Source organism: Streptomyces sp. NPDC005151, from assembly GCF_053599875.1.
The window spans coordinates 57,802-72,920 of sequence record NZ_JBSFYR010000035.1 but is presented as its reverse complement, the minus strand read 5'-3'; the positions used below and the strand labels follow the sequence as shown (position 1 = coordinate 72,920).

Here is a 15,119-nt window from a genome sequence, read left to right as displayed (position 1 = left end):
CTCTTGTCACGACCGCCGGGTCGCGGGCGTGAGTGATGCCTGGGTGGGGCCGTGCAGGGGAGTCCCCGCAGGGACTGGCGCTCGTCCCGGGTTCGCCCGCGTTGCTGGTTTCCGCGCCAGTTCTGAGGAGACGCCCCGGAGGGGCCCCGCCCACCCCACCACCGGGCAGGCGGCCCGCACCCACGGGGCACGGCGCCGAAAATCAAGCCCGTCGAGGGGGTCCCCCCATGCCCTTAAGGCTATGGGGGAGATCGAGGACGGAACCCCGCACCCCGGACCCGGGTGCGTGAACCGCACCGCCCGCCGGGGCGGCCCCGCACCGCCCGTCACCCGCTGATCAGCAGCGCGTCCAGCAGGTCGCGGTCGCGGGGCTGGGTGAGGTGGGTGCGGGCCGCTTCCGGGGGGAGCCAGACGATGCGGTCCACCTCGTCGCTGGGGACGAACACGCCGTCCGTCGCCTCGGCCGCCCAGTACAGGACTTCCTTGGGGCGGCCGTTTGCGAGATACCGGACCGTGGGCAGCGGGGGCCCCGGTATGCAGTGGTGGCCGGTCTCCTCCAGAACCTCGCGCAGGGCGGCGTCGATCGCCGGCTCGCCGCGCTTGAGCTTGCCCTTCGGATGTGACCAGTCGTCGTAACGGGGCCGGTGGACCAGGCAGATCTCGAGCTCCCCGGAGTGCTCCGACCGGCGCCACAGCACACACCCCGCCGCCTGTACGATTTCGCCGCTCATGGCGCGGTCACAGCCGCCGTCGTGTATGGCCAGGTCTCGCGGAACACCCCGCGGGCCGCCTCCACCTCGTGCCGCTGGGCGGCGTGGAGCACCCCCAGGGCGTAGGCGGTGGCCGGCGCGATCCTCGGCGTACGGGCCGCCGATGCGGCCGCCGCGGCTGCCTCCGCCGCGTCCCGGTGCAGGTCGAGTGCGTGTCCGGGGGCGACCAGGACCGGGTCGGGGGCGCCGCGTGCCACCTCGTGGGCGTACCGGTGCAGTCGCAGCAGAAGGCGGGCCTGGTGCCAGGGCGCGTCCTGTGCCTCGTTGTACGGCTCGGCCGTCTCGTCGGACGGGAGCGCGGCCACCGCACCGAGCAGCCGCTGCTCGGCCCGGTCCGCGGGCCCGTGCAGCATCTCGGCGGCCGGGGCCGTGGCCGCGGCTGAGAGCGGGACCTCGGAGGCGAGCAGGGCGACCGCGTCGGCGACCGCGTGGAACCGGGACGAGCCGAGCGCCTGGAGGGCCGCCGAGTGGGCGCGGGTCCTGGCGAGGGTGAGCTGCCGTTCCAGAAGCGCTCCGGCCCGGGCCGCGCCGACGCCGAGTGCGGCCCGGGCCTTGGCCTGCGCGGCGTCGTGCTGGGTGACATCGAGATCGGTGCCGGAGGCGGTCCGCTGTGTGCGGGGCGGCGGCAGCGAGGTGCCGGACAGGGCGTGCAGTGCTTCGAGGAGCCGGGTCAGCCGGGTCGCGTACGCGTGCTCGCGGGCCAGCGTGCCGGAGAGCCAGGCCAGTTCCGTACGGAGCTGCTCGGCCCAGCCGGGTTCGAGTGCCGTCCGGAAGGTGTGCAGGGTGCCGCTGATGCGGCGGGCCGAGCGGCGCAGTGCACCGGCGGCCTGCTCGGCGGCGAGTGTCCCGGCGTCCGTGGGGGCGCTGTTCTCGCGGTGCAGGCGCAGGCTGCGAAGGAAGTTCGCGGCCTGTTCCTGCAGGTAGGGGGCGAGGACCGCGCCCGCGAACACGTCCGTCCGGGCCGTCGTCTGGTGGTCAGGGCGTCGCACGCCGGCGCCTCCGGGCGTCAATGAGCATTTCCTGTACGTGCCGCAGCGGCTGGCCGTCCCCGTCCGTGGCGTGCCGGTTCCAGTTCCCGTCGGGACCGAGGTGCCAGGCGGAGGTGGTGTCGGCCATACCGGTCTCCAGGAGTCGGCTGAGCGCGGCACGGTGGGCGGGGTCGGTGACCCGGACCAGTGCTTCGATCCGGCGGTCGAGGTTGCGGTGCATCATGTCGGCGCTGCCGAACCACACTTCGGGTTCGCCGCCGTTGCCGAACGAGAAGACCCGGGAGTGTTCGAGGAAGCGGCCCAGTATCGAGCGGACCCGGACGTTCTCGGAGAGGCCGGTGACGCCGGGGCGGATCGCGCAGATGCCGCGTACCCAGATGTCCACCGGAACGCCCGCCTGGGCGGCCCGGTAGCAGGCGTCGATGATCGCTTCGTCGACCATCGAGTTGACCTTGAACCGTACGTAGGCGGGGCGACCGGCCCGCTGGTGCGCGATCTCCTTGTTTATCCGGGAGATCAGCCCGTCGCGCAGGGACCTGGGGGCGACGAGGAGGCGGCGGTACGTCTCGCGGCGGGAGTAGCCGGAGAGCCGGTTGAAGAGGTCGGAGAGGTCTGCCCCGACCTGCGGGTCGGCGGTCAGCAGGCCGAGGTCCTCGTACAGCCGTGCGGTCTTGGGGTGGTAGTTGCCGGTGCCGACGTGCGAGTAGCGGCGCAGCGTGTCGCCCTCCTGGCGGACGACGAGGGAGAGCTTGCAGTGCGTCTTCAGCCCGACGAGGCCGTAGACCACATGGCAGCCCGCCTCCTCCAGCTTGCGTGCCCACTTGATGTTGGCCTGCTCGTCGAAGCGGGCCTTGATCTCGACGAGTACGAGGACCTGCTTGCCGGACTCGGCGGCGTCGATCAGGGCGTCGACTATCGGCGAGTCGCCCGAGGTCCGGTACAGCGTCTGCTTGATCGCGAGCACGTCCGGGTCGCTCGCCGCCTGCTCCAGGAACGCCTGGACGGAGGTGGAGAACGAGTCGTACGGGTGGTGCAGCAGCACATCGCGTTCGCGCAGCGCGGCGAAGACGTCGGGCGCCGAGGAGGACTCGACCTCGGCGAGATCGCGGTGGGTGCCCGCGATGAACCTGGGGTACTTCAGCTCAGGGCGGTCCAGTGACGCTATGCCGAACAGCCCGGTCAGGTCGAGCGGTCCGGGCAGCGGGTAGACCTCGGCGTCGGACACCTTCAGCTCGCGGACCAGCAGGTCGAGCACGTACGGGTCGATGGACTCCTCGACCTCCAGGCGCACCGGCGGGCCGAAGCGACGCCGCATGAGCTCCTTCTCCAGGGCCTTGAGCAGGTTCTCGGCGTCGTCCTCCTCGACTTCGAGGTCCTCGTTCCGGGTGACCCGGAACATGTGGTGGGCGAGGACCTCCATGCCCGGGAAGAGCTCTTCCAGATGCGCCGCGATGATGTCCTCGATGGGCACGTAACGCTGCGGCGACGCCTCCAGGAACCGGGTCAGCAGCGGCGGCACCTTGACGCGGGCGAAGTGGCGGTGGCCGCTGACCGGGTTGCGTACGACGACCGCGAGGTTGAGCGAGAGGCCCGAGATGTACGGGAACGGGTGCGCCGGGTCGACGGCCAGCGGCGTCAGTACGGGGAAGACCCGCTGCCGGAAGAAGGTGAACAGGCGGGCCTGTTCCTTCTCGGTCAGCTCCGGCCAGCGGATCAGCTGGATGCCCTCGTCGGACAGTGCGGGCGCGATGTCCTGCTGGTAGCAGGCGGCGTGCCGGGCCATGAGTTCGCGGGACCGTGTCCAGATCTGGTCGAGGACCTCGCGGGGCTGCAGACCGGACGCGGAGCGGGTGGCGACGCCGGTGGCGATACGGCGCTTGAGACCGGCCACCCGGACCATGAAGAACTCGTCCAGGTTAGAGGCGAAGATCGCGAGGAAATTCGCTCGTTCGAGGAGGGGTGTCGCCGGGTCCTCGGCGAGCTCCAGCACCCGTTCGTTGAATGCGAGCCAACTGCGCTCCCGGTCCAGGAAGCGGCCCTGCGGCAGCTCGCTGCCGTCGACGTCGGGTTCGTACACGTCCACGTCGGCGTCGAGATCGGGATCGAGGTCGGCAGCCATGGTAAGACCGGCTCCCGCGTAATTCGGGGATGCGACGGCATGGGGCCGGTGCGCGACGAGAGAGCCGACCGACGGCTGCACGGAGGGCTGTACCGGGACCTCGGAGCTGGGCAACTGGCTCATGGCCCTATTGTTCCGCGCGGAAGGCTTCCGGGGCGCGTCGGAGGGGGCGGAGATCGCGGAAAACCCAGGGTTTCTGCCGGGATTTCTCCCGTTGCGGGGGGTCGGCACAGCTGGCTGCATCCTGAGAGGGTCGCAAGCGCGTCTGAATGGGCGGTAACGGCGACATGACGTGCAGGAAGCGGTGTGCGATGCGGGTTGCGGTGTCGCGCTGCGTGTGCGGGGTCCGGGCCGCCCCCTCTGCGGCCCGGACCCCGACGATCGGGGCGGTTCAGCCGTGGTGTCGGCGCAGTACCCGGAAGGCGAGGGCGACGGCAGCGGCGGCGAGGACGAGCAGGATGCCGGTCTCGACCAGCTGGAGCGGCCAGAAGTGCGAGGCGGGGTGGTAGTCGGTGAAGTTTGTGATGCCGCCCTGGTTGCGCAGGCAGCTCCGGGAATCCTCGAAATTCGAGCCGATCTGGTGGCAGTCCTGCCAGTAGATCTCCTTGCCGGAGGCGGTGAGCATGCCCGACTCGATGGGCCAGATGTCACCGCTCGGGTAGCGGCTGCCCAGATGGCGGACGGCCGGCCAGAGCTCGTAGCGGCGCTTGCCGAACCCGAGCATCACCGTGCCCAGGACGAGGGCCGTGAGGCTCATGGACAGGACGGTACGGCGTACGACCACGGCGCACAGGGCGCCGACGGCCACGGCCAGCAGGGCGTAGGCGACGGCGGTCGGGCCGAGGGCGGGGTTGATACCGCTCAGGTTCCAGCTCAGTCCGAAGGCGTACGGGTTGCTCCTTATGTCCGACCAGCCCCATCGGTAGACGAGGACCAGAACGGTCATCCCCGCAGTCACCAGAGCCGCAGGAAGGGCGAGCCGAGCCGCCAGCCACCGGGCCGGGGACACCGACTGGGTCCAGGCCATCCGGAACGTGCCGCTCTCCAGCTCGCGGGCGATCAGCGGTCCCGCGACGAAGACGCCGATGAGCCCGGCGAGCAGCAGGACAGCGGTACCACCGCTCGCCAGATAGGTCTCGGTGGAGGTGCGGGCGTAGGTGGGCAGGTAGGAGCCGTCGCCGCAGCGGGTGGTGTCGCCGTCGGCGCAGAGTTCGTCCGAGCTCGCGACCGCGACCCAGATCCGGAGCCCGACCACGATGGCGATGCCCAGCACCAGGAGTGCGCCGGCCGCCCACAGGGAACGGCGGTGCTGGCGGAGAAGGACACGGACGGGGCCCCGCAACCCGGCGGCGGGTGCGACGGGCGTACGCAGACCGATGGCGCTCATACGGCAGCCACCTCCCTGGCGGCTTCGGCGCTCGGCGTCAGCAGTGCGGGCGCCCCCGGTGACCGCAGATGTGCCAGCAGCAGCTCCTCCAGTGACGGTTCCACGATCTCCCAGGCCGCGTCGTCCACCGGGCCCCCCTTCCGTACCAGTGCGGTCAGCCGCCGCCCCGTCGTGCGGGACTCGACGACGGTGTGCGGTGCCAGGTCCCGTACGGGACCCGTGAGCAGGGCGTGTGCGGCGAGGATTTCCTCGGTCTCGCCGCCGAGACGGACCCGGCCGCCGTCGACGAGCAGGAGGTAGTCGCAGGCGCCCTCCAGCTCGGTGAGGATGTGCGAGGACATCACGATGGTGGTGGCGTGCTCGGCGGCCTCCGCCATCAGGACGCCCATCAGCTGGTGCCGGACGAGCGGGTCGAGGTCGGCCATCGGCTCGTCGAGCAGCAGCAGTTCGGCGCGCTTGCCGAGCGCGAGGGCGAGCGCGAGGCGGGTGCGCTGGCCGCCGGAGAGCGTACGGACCCTGGCGTCCCTCGGGAGGTCCCCGATGACGCGTTCGGCGGTGGCCCGGTCCCAGGTGGCAGGGTTCAGCTCGGCGCCGGCCCAGAGCGTCTCGGCGACCGTCAGCTGCGGGTACAGCGGCTTGTCCTGGGCCACGAAGGCCACCCGGGGCCGGGCCTCGGCGGGCGCGGAGCCGAGGATCCGCAGGGTTCCCTCGACCGGCCGCAGAAACCCGGCGGCGAGGGCGAGCAGGGTGGACTTGCCGGCGCCGTTGGGCCCGACGAGCGCGCACACGTGCCCCGCGGGCAGCCGGAACGAGCAGTCGCGCAGCGCCCAGCCATCGCTTCTGCGCCGGTACTTCATACCGAGGCCGGTCGCCTCGATCGCCACGCCTGTCATGTGCGGTCGTCCCCCTTGTACGTGCTGTCCAGTACGGCGGTGAAGAGCGCGGCCATGTCGTCGCGCTCCAGCCCCGCCGTGCGGGCCCGGCGGGCCCAGTCGGTGAGTTCTCCCCGCAGGGGTGTGTCCGTGGTGGCCGTGGTCCCGAGGGTCCGGCGCACGAATGTGCCCATCCCGCGCCGGGCTTCGACGAGGCCCTCGCGCTCCAGCTCGCGGTAGGCCTTGAGCACGGTGTTCGGGTTGATGGCGGTGGCCTCGACGACCTCGCGTGCGGTGGGCAGCCGGTCGCCGGGCTCCAGCAGTCCGAGGCGGAGGGCCTGTTTGGTCTGCTGGACGATCTGCAGGTACGTGGCGACGCCGCTGCGCCGGTCGATGCGGAACTCGACCGCTGCGGACTCTGCCATGTTCACCCCTTTCACTAATTGAGTAGTGAAAGGGTGTCGGAAAGAGGGGGCGGCGTCAAGCGACGCCGCCCCGGGGGACGTTGTGCGGGCTCAGGACTCCGTGCGGTACATCAGGTCCACCTCATGGGTGGCGAAGCCCATCCGCTCGTACACGGCCAGGGCCGCCGTGTTGTCCGCGTCGACGTAGAGCATCGCGGTCGGCAGCCCCTCGGCGGCGAGGTGGCGCAGCCCGATCGCGGTGAGCGCCTTGCCGAGACCGCCGCCCTGCGCGTCGGGCCGGATGCCGACGACGTACACCTCGCCGAGGTGCTCCTCGGCGTGCACCTTCGTCCAGTGGAAGCCGACCAGCTCGGTCCCGCCCTCGGTCTCGCGCTCGGCCAGGAAGAACCCCTTCGGGTCGAACCAGGGCTCGCCCTTGCGGTCGTCCAGGTCGCGCTGGGTGAGCGATCCCTGCTCGGGGTGATGGGCGAACGCGGCACTGTTCACGGCGAGCCAGGCGGCGTCGTCCTGGCCGGGCACGAAGGTACGGACGGTGACGCCCGGCGGCAGTACGGGCTCAGGGATGTCCAGCGGGCTCAGCGGGCGGCGCAGCTGGCGCAGCTCGCGGAAGAGGGAGAGGCCCAGGACCTGGGCGAGATGGCGGGCGGCGGACTTCCCGCCGTGCGCCCATACACGCAGCCGCTTCCCGGTCGCGGCGAGCAGCGCGGCGCCCAGCGCACGCCCGTGCCCCTGCCCGCGGTACGCGGGATGCACGACGAGCTCGGCGGCGGGCGCCTCGACGGGGTCGGTGTCCTCGAGCTGCGCGTACCCGACGAGGATTCCCCTGCTGGTGAGCAGAAGGTGCCGTACGCCCTCCCGGCGACCGCCCCGCAGTTGCAGTCGCCCCTGCTCGGAGACTGCGGGCCTGCCGTCGGCGCGGGTCGCCTCGCCGAGCAGGTCGAGGACGGCTCCGGCCTGGTCGGGAGAGAGCACGTCGAGCGTCTGGATCTCGCGTCCCGGAGCGGGGAGGGGTACATCAGTCGTCATGCGTACGAGCGTACGGCGGGGCGGGGTGCTGATGGGACGGAGCGGGGCGTTGCGGCCTCGATCGGCGGTGCGCGGTGCGGGTCGGACCGCCTTCGCGGGGTGAGCGCGGCCGCCGGCCGGTCCCGGCCCGTCGGCCCTGGCGTACCGGCTGCGGTGACCTGTATGCCGTTATGCCATGACGTTCCTGCCCGCATATGAGTGCCGTACGGGTGAAGTGCGGTGATAGACACCCTTACTGACCACAAGGCAACCAGTTCGTAACTCGAAACACCTGTCGCGCTACGCGCGTTGACTCTAGGCTGCGGGCCGAACCCTCCCGCGAAGGTCACCCGACAGGCTCTCAGGGGTTCTCCGGCGGCGGCTGCGGTGCGCCCGGCAGGCGGATCGAGGCCTGCGTGCCGCCGCCCGGCGACGGGTGCAGCGCGACCTCGCCGCCCGCCTGCTGGACCGAGCGCGCCACGATCGACAGGCCCAGCCCCGAGCCCGGCAGCTGGCGGGCGGAGGGGGAGCGCCAGAAGCGTTCGAAGACGTACGGGAGCTCCTCGGCCGGGATACCGGGACCCTGGTCCACCACGGTCAGCTCGCCGCCGCGCAGGGCCACGGCGACCGTGCCGTGCTGCGGGCTGAACTTCACCGCGTTGTCGAGGACATTGACGACCGCCCGCTCCAGCGCTGCCGGCTCGGCCCTGACGTACCAGGGTTCGAGGTCCGCGGTGATGGTCAGCTCGGGGCCGCGGAGCCGTGCCCGCTCCAGCGCGGCGGAGGCGATGTCGTGCAGGCCGACGACCTGGAGCGGGCCGGGCTGGGCCGCGTCCGGGCGGGACAGTTCCTGGAGGTCGCCGATGAGCGACGCCAGCTCGGTCATCTGCGCGGTGACCGACTTCATCAGCGCCCTGCGGTCGTCGGGCGGGATGGGCCGGCCCGTCTCGTCGCTGCGGGCGAGCAGTTCCACGTTCGTACGCAGGGAGGTCAGCGGGGTCCGCAGCTCGTGCCCGGCGTCCGCGATCAGCTGCGCCTGCCGGTCGCGGGAGGTGGCGAGGGATGCGGTCATCGAGTTGAAGGAGCGGGACAGCCGGGCGATCTCGTCCTCGCCCTCGACCGGGATGCGGAGCGAGAGGTCCTCGGTACGGGCGACATGTTCGACGGCCTCGGTGAGCTCGTCGACGGGGCGCAGGCCGGTGCGGGCGACCCAGAGACCGGCGGCGCCCGCGCCGATGACGCCGATGCCGGAGACGATGAGGAGGACGAAGGCGAGCTGGTTGAGGGGGTCGGTGACCTGGTCCATGGGCAGCGCCACCGAGACGGCGAGGCCGGGCCTGATCAGCGGGCCGATGTGAACGGTTGAGGTGTAGACGCGCATCCTGACACCGTCCTTCGCCTCGGTGGTGTGCACCGCGTCCTGCCGCTCCCCGGCTGCGACGGCCCGGTCGGCGGGCTGCACCGGGATCGCGGACCCGCCCGGCCAGGTGCAGGGCTTCGTGCTCGTCGGTGTCACCACCTGGATCGTGTAGGGGATCTTCGGCCCGCCGGGGTTGTTGTCCTCCGGCAACCCCTGCAGACAGGCTGCGTTGAGATTCTCGACGGTCTGCCGGCCGACATTGACCTGTCGCAGGGTCGAGTCGAGCTGCTCGATCAGCCGGTCCCGCGTGGTCAGCCAGCAGGCCAGCGCCACCGCTGCCACCGCGACCGCCACCGCGGTCGCGACCAGCATCGCCAGCCGGGAGCGGAGCGGCAGTGCGCGGAACCGCCGCAAGGGGCCCGTCACCCCTCACCTCCGCCGGCCCGCAGCGCGTACCCCACGCCCCGCACCGTGTGCACGAGCCGCGGTTCGCCGCCCGCCTCCGTCTTGCGGCGCAGGTACATCACGTACACATCCAGGGAGTTGGAGCTCGGTTCGAAGTCGAAGCCCCAGACCGCCTTGAGGATCTGCTCGCGGGTCAGCACCTGGCGCGGGTGGGCCAGGAACATCTCCAGGAGCGTGAATTCGGTCCGGGTCAGCTCGACGCGGCGCGTGCCGCGGGTGACCTCGCGGGTGGCGAGGTCCATCCGCAGGTCGGCGAAGGACAGCACATTGTCGTCGGGGACGTCGCCGCCCGCCGCGGCCGCGTACGAGCTGCGGCGCAGCAGGGCCCGGATGCGGGCGAAGAGCTCGTCCAGCTCGAACGGCTTGACCAGGTAGTCGTCGGCGCCGGCGTCGAGTCCGGTGACGCGGTCGCCGACGGTGTCGCGGGCGGTGAGCATCAGGATGGGCGTGGTGGTGCCGGTGGCACGGAGGCGGCGGGCGGCGGTCAGACCGTCCATCCGCGGCATCTGGATGTCGAGGACGATCAGATCGGGGGCGTACGACTCCGCCCTGGCCAGCGCGTCGAGTCCGTCGACGGCGACCTCCGTGCCGTATCCCTCGAACGCGAGACTGCGCTGCAGGGCCTCGCGCACGGCCGGCTCGTCGTCGACGATCAGGATGCGCTGCGGATCGTCTTCGGCGGGGCTCATCGCTCGTCGTCCTTTTCTCTCTGCTGTCGTGGTGCTGTCTTCTCAGCCTCGCACGACCGTTGCGCTGCGGCGGGCGGCGCGGTGTTTCCTGCTGGTGGTGCGGGTGGTCGCACGGACCTCCGGCGAGCGCCGCGCCACGGCGGCGAACTCCGCCGCGAGTATCAGTGGCAGCGCGAGGGCGGCCGGGCCGGTGGGGGTGTCGGACGGGTGGTTCATGGCTGATCTCCTCAGGAGCTGTTGCCGGACCGCAGGGTGCCCAGGTCGGCCTTGAGCGTGTTCACCGGGATGGCGAAGCCGAGGCCGACGCTGCCCGCGCCGGAGCTGTTCGAGCTGTCGGACGAACTCGCGGAGTACATCGCGGAGTTGATGCCGATGATCTCGCCGTTCATATTGATGAGGGCACCGCCGGAGTTGCCGGGGTTGAGCGAGGCGTCGGTCTGGATGGCCTTGTAGGTGGTGGTGGAGTTGCCGGTGTCGCCGTTGAACTGCTGCCCGCCGAACTCGAACGGCCAGTCGCTGCGGCCCCCGCCCTGCTGTCCCTGACCGCTGCCGCTGCCGCTGTCCTTGGCGACGGTGACATCGCGGTCCAGCGCGGAGACGATGCCGCTGGTGACGGTGCCGGTGAGGCCCTCGGGCGAGCCGATCGCGACGACCTGGTCACCGACCTTGAGCGAGGAGGAGTCGCCGAGCGTGGCCGTCTTCAGCCCGCTCGCCCCCTCCAGCTTGATGAGCGCGAGGTCCTTGTCGGCGTCCGTGCCGACGACCTTCGCGGTGTACGTCCTGCCGGTGCTGAGCGTCACCTTGATCGTCGAGGCGCCCGCGATGACGTGGTTGTTGGTGACGATCTCGCCGTCGGAGGTGATGATCACGCCGGACCCGGTGGACTGGCCCGCGTTCGAGCTCGCGACGATCTCGACGATCGTCGGCGACACCGCCTGCGCCACTCCGGCGACGGTGCCTGCGCTGCTCTGCGAGACGGTCGTGCCGCTGACCGCACCGCTGCTGGTGCCGCCGCTGGAACCGGAGTCGGTGAACTGACCGATGGCGGTGGCGGTGGCACCGCCGACGACCGCCGCCGCGACGGCCACGGCCGTCAGGAGGGCGACCGGCCGTCCGACCCGGCGCCTGCCGCGCGCGGGCGGCTGGGGTGCGGGCTGCGGCAGCCCGTGGAAGTCGCCGTAGCCGTCGTCACCGCCGCCACTGTGACCGTCGGCGCCGCCGCTGCCGGGCCACACCGTCGTCCCGGGGCCCGCGGCGATCGGCTGCGCAGGCCGGTACGAGGGCGGCGGCGGGTAGGCCGCGTCGCCGTTGCCGTACGAGGGGTTCATCGGGTACTCGCCGCCCGGGCGCTGGCTCTCAGTCATGTCTACGACTGTGTCCAGCGAACATGAGAGAACCCTGAGCATGCCCTGAGAAGCCCGACAGAACCGTGTATGCCCCATATAAGACCGACCGGCAATTGGGGGGCGGCGTCACGGGGCCGGGGCACGCACCTCGCGGCGTTGTCGTCCATCACCATGGCTCCGCCATGGCTCAATCCTCCGCCTTGCGCTGCACGCACCCCAGCCCCGCTCCTTCACCCGCCCCCCAATTGCCGGTCGGTCTCAGAGCCACGGGGAACGTTGTACGGGTGGGCGGAAGGCGAGCGCCCCGGGGCCGGGGAAGTGCCCCGGCTACCGGCCCTGGGCCGTCGGCTCCCCGCACCCGCACGAGCGCCGCACCACCAGCGCCGACGGGAACTGCTTCAGCCGCTCCCGTCGCGAGCCCGAGACCCGCAGCGAGTCGTCGAGCACCAGATCCACCGCGGCCCGGGCCATCGCCGGGCGGTCCGAGAAGACCGTCGTCAGCGGCGGATCGGTCAGCCCCGCTTCCTTCACGTCGTCGAAGCCCGCCACCGCGAGCTCCCCGGGCACATCGATCCGCAGTTCGCGCGCGGCCCTGAGCACCCCGAAGGCCTGGTCGTCCGTCGAGCAGAAGATCGCCGGGGGCCGGTCCGGACCGGCGAGCAGTCCGAGCGCCACCCGGTAGGCGTCGTAGCGGTTGTACGGGGCCTGGAAGAGCCGGCCCTCCGTGGAGCGCCCCGACTCGTGCATCGCCCGTCGCCAGCCCTCGACGTGGTCCGCGACCGGGTCGCCGACCGCCGGGGTGGACTCCATGCCGCCGAGGCACGCCACGTACGCGTTGCCGTGTTCCAGGAGGTGCCGGGTGGCGAGCTGAGCGCCGCCGATGTCGTCGGTGACGACCGCGACGTCGTCGATCGCCTCGGGCCGCTCGTGCAGCAGCACGATTCGGGCATCCCATGCCTCCACCTCGGCCGCGGCCCGCTCGCTGGGGCCCTGGCTGACCAGGATCAGTCCGGAGACGCGCATACCGAGGAAGGCGCGGAGATAGTGGACCTCGCGCTCGTCGCGGTAGTCGGAGTTGCCGACGAGAACCATTTTTCCGCGCTCGGCGGCAGCCTGTTCGACCGCGTGCGCCATTTCCGCGAAGAAGGGCTGGCGGGCGTCCGGAACGATCATCCCTATGAGGTCGGTCCGCCGCGAGGCCATCGCCTGGGCGACGCGGTCGGGCCGGTAGCCCAGGTTTTTGATCGCGACGAGTACCCGCTCGCGCGTGGCCGGGGCAACCGGCCGGGGTCCGTTGTTGATGACGTAGCTGACGACCGCGGTCGACGTCCCCGCCAGTCTCGCCACATCGTCCCGCGTCACCTTGGCCACGCGCGGCAGTCTACGCGGATGGACCTACCTGCGGGCAGGCCGTACCGGGGCATCTTCCATGACCTCGGCCACGGAGGGCTGCTCCGAACGGGTGGGTGGTTCGGCGGCCGCCTTCGCCGCCGCCCGGGACTTCGCCCCCTCGGCGGTGCGCTCCACCTTCTCCGGTGCGACGAAGCGGTAGCCGACGTTGCGGACCGTGCCGATCAGCGACTCGTGCTCGGGGCCGAACTTGGCGCGCAGCCGCCGGACATGGACGTCGACCGTCCGGGTACCGCCGAAGTAGTCGTAGCCCCAGACCTCCTGCAGCAGCTGGGCGCGGGTGAAGACGCGGCCCGGGTGCTGTGCGAGGTACTTGAGCAGTTCGAATTCCTTGAAGGTCAGATCGAGGACCCGGCCCTTCAGTTTTGCGCTGTAGGCCGCCTCGTCGATTGAGAGATCACCGCTGCGGATCTCCATCGGGGAGTCGTCGGAGGTGAGCTGCTGCCGGCCGGTGGCCAGCCGCAGCCGGGCCTCGACCTCGGCCGGTCCCGCGGTGTCCAGCAGCACGTCGTCGATGCCCCAGTCGGCGGTGACGGCTGCGAGACCGCCCTCCGTCACGACGAGTATCAGCGGACAGCCAGGTCCGGTGGACCGCAGCAGCTGGCACAGCGACCGCACCTGCGGCAGGTCGCGGCGGCCGTCGACCAGGATGACGTCGGCACCCGGAGTGTCGACGAGAGCGGGTCCCTCGGCGGGGGCCACCCGCACGCTGTGCAGCAGGAGGCCGAGGGCGGGAAGCACCTCCGTCGACGGTTGAAGAGCGTTGGTCAGAAGCAGCAGTGAACTCATCGTCGCCCACCTGCCCGGGTCGTCGGTCGATGATCGTGCACGATTTGCTTGCCTTGCTCGCCCATTACGTCGGTCCTCCTCGTTCCCTGCGAGAGGGGCACTCCCGGGTGGGGCCCGGGGGAGATCTGCGGCACTTCTTCGTACGTTTGTCGTGCTGCTGCCGTACGACGGTTGTCATACGTGTTTTACGGTGCGGCCCCGCGCCCCGGGACCGCTGAGCTTGTCGAAACGTCGTCGTAACAACGCGCGTAAAGCACAAAAGGACCCGGGGGCTGCATTGCCCGGATCCTCTTCCCAGCAGAATAGCCCACATGAGTTCTGTGTCCGGGAGTCCCTTTCGGAGTTCTTCTGTTTGCTTGATCACGCCGGGAGCCCGGCGGGCCACATTGCGGACGGATGACGGGCTGCCGATCGAGGCGGTGTACGAACCGTGTACGACCGGCGCCGATGCCGGGGACGCCGGCACGGCGATCGTGGTCGCGCACGGATTCACCGGTTCGGTGGACCGGCCCGCCGTGCGACGTGCGGCGGGAGTGTTCGCCCGGCGTGCGGCCGTGATCACGTTCTCCTTCCGGGGGCACGGAGGATCCGGTGGCCGGTCGACGGTCGGTGACCGCGAGGTGCTGGATCTGGCGGCCGCGGTGGCGTGGGCGCGCTCGCTCGGACACCGGCGGGTGGCGACGGTCGGGTTCTCGATGGGCGGGTCCGTGTGCTCCGGCACGGGGCGCTGTATACGGCTCCCGGGACCTCTCCGGACACGGCACAGCTCGCTCGCCCGGTTCCCGCGCACGGGAGGTGCAAGGAAGCGCACGCGGACGCGGTGGTAGCCGTGAGCGCTCCCGCCCGTTGGTACTACCGGGGTACGGCCCCGATGCGGCGCCTGCACTGGGTGGTGACCCGGCCCACCGGCCGGCTGGTCGGCCGGTACGGCTTCCGCACCCGGATAGACCGCAGGGAGTGGGACCCCGTGCCGCTCTCCCCGGTCGAGGCGGTCCCGCTGATCGCCCCGGCGCCGCTGCTCATCGTGCACGGCGACCAGGACCCCTACTTCCCGCTCGACCACCCACGCATGCTGGCCGACGCGGCACAGGGCGGTGCGGAACTGTGGCTGCAGCGCGGCATGGGGCACGCCGAGAACGCGGCGGACGAGAGCTTGCTCACCCGGATCGCGGACTGGGCGGTGGCGGAGTGATTCATCATGGACAGCTGATGCGAGACGAAGGGAGCGTCGCCATGCCAGCGGGAACCATCCGCTACTGGGCCGCCGCCAAGGCCGCCGCCGGGACCGCGGAGGAGCCGTACACAGCCGCGACGCTCGCCGAGGCGCTCGACGCGGTGCGCGAGCGGCACCCCGGTGAGCTCGCCCGAGTGCTGCAACGGTGCTCGTTCCTGATCGACGGCGACCCCGTGGGGACCCGCAGCCATGAGACCGTACGCCTTGCCGAGGGCGGCACGGTCGAGGTGCTCCCGCCGTTCGCAGGAGGGTGAACCGC

14 protein-coding genes and 1 pseudogene are annotated in these 15,119 nt (G+C 71.5%); 2 read left to right on the top strand and 13 right to left on the bottom strand.

The window, feature by feature from the left end; genetic code table 11:
• Nucleotides 1-326: 326 nt before the first annotated feature.
• From ACWD6R_RS20335 to ACWD6R_RS20275, 13 genes are all read right to left on the bottom strand, one after another.
• Nucleotides 327-731 carry an NUDIX hydrolase gene (locus ACWD6R_RS20335; RefSeq protein ID WP_451819963.1) on the bottom strand — a complete coding sequence of 135 codons (405 nt, stop codon included), beginning with the start codon at nt 729-731 and terminating at the stop codon, nt 327-329.
• Nucleotides 728-1,759 carry a CHAD domain-containing protein gene (locus ACWD6R_RS20330; protein ID WP_451819962.1) on the bottom strand — a complete coding sequence of 344 codons (1,032 nt, stop codon included), beginning with the start codon at nt 1,757-1,759 and terminating at the stop codon, nt 728-730. The genes ACWD6R_RS20335 and ACWD6R_RS20330 overlap by 4 nt, the downstream gene beginning before the upstream one ends.
• Nucleotides 1,746-4,001 carry an RNA degradosome polyphosphate kinase gene (locus ACWD6R_RS20325; RefSeq protein WP_451819961.1) on the bottom strand — a complete coding sequence of 752 codons (2,256 nt, stop codon included), beginning with the start codon at nt 3,999-4,001 and terminating at the stop codon, nt 1,746-1,748. Before ACWD6R_RS20325 ends, ACWD6R_RS20330 begins: the two co-directional genes overlap by 14 nt.
• Nucleotides 4,002-4,269: 268 nt before the next feature.
• A complete protein-coding gene (locus ACWD6R_RS20320; RefSeq protein ID WP_451819960.1) occupies nt 4,270-5,265 on the bottom strand; it encodes an ABC transporter permease in 996 nt (331 codons plus the stop codon).
• Nucleotides 5,262-6,158: an ABC transporter ATP-binding protein gene (locus ACWD6R_RS20315; RefSeq protein ID WP_451819959.1), complete on the bottom strand. Its 897-nt coding sequence runs from the start codon at nt 6,156-6,158 to the stop codon at nt 5,262-5,264. Before ACWD6R_RS20315 ends, ACWD6R_RS20320 begins: the two co-directional genes overlap by 4 nt.
• Entirely contained in the window at nt 6,155-6,562 is a 408-nt protein-coding gene (locus ACWD6R_RS20310) for a GntR family transcriptional regulator (RefSeq protein ID WP_037695823.1), read from the bottom strand. The genes ACWD6R_RS20315 and ACWD6R_RS20310 overlap by 4 nt, the downstream gene beginning before the upstream one ends.
• 90 nt (nt 6,563-6,652) lie before the next feature.
• Nucleotides 6,653-7,588 (bottom strand): mycothiol synthase, encoded by a 936-nt coding sequence (gene mshD / locus ACWD6R_RS20305; RefSeq protein WP_451819958.1) that lies wholly within the window; start codon nt 7,586-7,588, stop codon nt 6,653-6,655.
• Between the two features lie 340 nt (nt 7,589-7,928).
• Nucleotides 7,929-9,299 (bottom strand): sensor histidine kinase, encoded by a 1,371-nt coding sequence (locus ACWD6R_RS20300; RefSeq protein WP_451819967.1) that lies wholly within the window; start codon nt 9,297-9,299, stop codon nt 7,929-7,931.
• Nucleotides 9,300-9,349: 50 nt separating this feature from the next.
• The gene (locus ACWD6R_RS20295; protein ID WP_451819957.1) at nt 9,350-10,081 is read right to left on the bottom strand and encodes a response regulator transcription factor; all 732 of its coding nucleotides are present in this window, start codon (nt 10,079-10,081) and stop codon (nt 9,350-9,352) included.
• A gap of 42 nt (nt 10,082-10,123) precedes the next feature.
• Nucleotides 10,124-10,297 (bottom strand): hypothetical protein, encoded by a 174-nt coding sequence (locus ACWD6R_RS20290; protein ID WP_451819956.1) that lies wholly within the window; start codon nt 10,295-10,297, stop codon nt 10,124-10,126.
• 11 nt (nt 10,298-10,308) lie between these two features.
• Nucleotides 10,309-11,445 carry a S1C family serine protease gene (locus ACWD6R_RS20285; protein WP_451819955.1) on the bottom strand — a complete coding sequence of 379 codons (1,137 nt, stop codon included), beginning with the start codon at nt 11,443-11,445 and terminating at the stop codon, nt 10,309-10,311.
• A gap of 309 nt (nt 11,446-11,754) precedes the next feature.
• Entirely contained in the window at nt 11,755-12,798 is a 1,044-nt protein-coding gene (locus ACWD6R_RS20280; protein WP_451819954.1) for a LacI family DNA-binding transcriptional regulator, read from the bottom strand.
• Between the two features lie 24 nt (nt 12,799-12,822).
• Nucleotides 12,823-13,626, bottom strand: coding sequence for a response regulator transcription factor (locus ACWD6R_RS20275; protein ID WP_451819953.1), 804 nt, complete (start codon nt 13,624-13,626; stop codon nt 12,823-12,825).
• 386 nt (nt 13,627-14,012) lie between these two features.
• Between ACWD6R_RS20275 and ACWD6R_RS20270 the strand changes: the two are divergent.
• Nucleotides 14,013-14,818: pseudogene (locus ACWD6R_RS20270) on the top strand (alpha/beta hydrolase family protein).
• 41 nt (nt 14,819-14,859) lie between these two features.
• Nucleotides 14,860-15,114: a MoaD/ThiS family protein gene (locus tag ACWD6R_RS20265; protein ID WP_451819952.1), complete on the top strand. Its 255-nt coding sequence runs from the start codon at nt 14,860-14,862 to the stop codon at nt 15,112-15,114.
• The last annotated feature ends 5 nt before the right edge of the window (nt 15,115-15,119 follow it).